This window comes from Natrialba sp. PRR66, from assembly GCF_034808065.1.
Classification (GTDB): domain Archaea; phylum Halobacteriota; class Halobacteria; order Halobacteriales; family Natrialbaceae; genus Natrialba; species Natrialba aegyptia.
In genome coordinates, this window is record NZ_JAXHGN010000137.1 from 1 (window position 1) to 265 (window position 265).

The 265-nt window shown below is 67.5% G+C and carries 1 protein-coding gene; it reads right to left on the reverse strand.

The genetic code is table 11. The features are described 5' to 3' along the window. Nucleotides 1-265, reverse strand: a 265-nt coding sequence (locus tag SM755_RS23770) for a carboxypeptidase-like regulatory domain-containing protein (RefSeq protein ID WP_323174852.1), incomplete at both ends; no start/stop codon positions are given.

Sequence of the window (265 nt, forward strand, 5' to 3'; positions counted from 1 at the left end):
CCTTCGATGGATCCCGTTGGCGGGTTCGTCGGCTCGACCGTGAAGTCGATGCCCGTCACGGCTTCGCCCGGACCGACCGTGATGATGGTTTGGGCCTCGTAGCCCGCGGGCGTGTCCGCGACGTTGACCGAGTACGTTCCCGGTGGAACGTCGATCGTGTAGGTGCCGTTGTCGTCAGTGGTGGCGTTGTAGACGGTGCCGTCACCGTCTTCGGCGGCCACCGTGACGTTGGCGACGGGGTCGCCGGCGTCGCTCGCGGTCACCG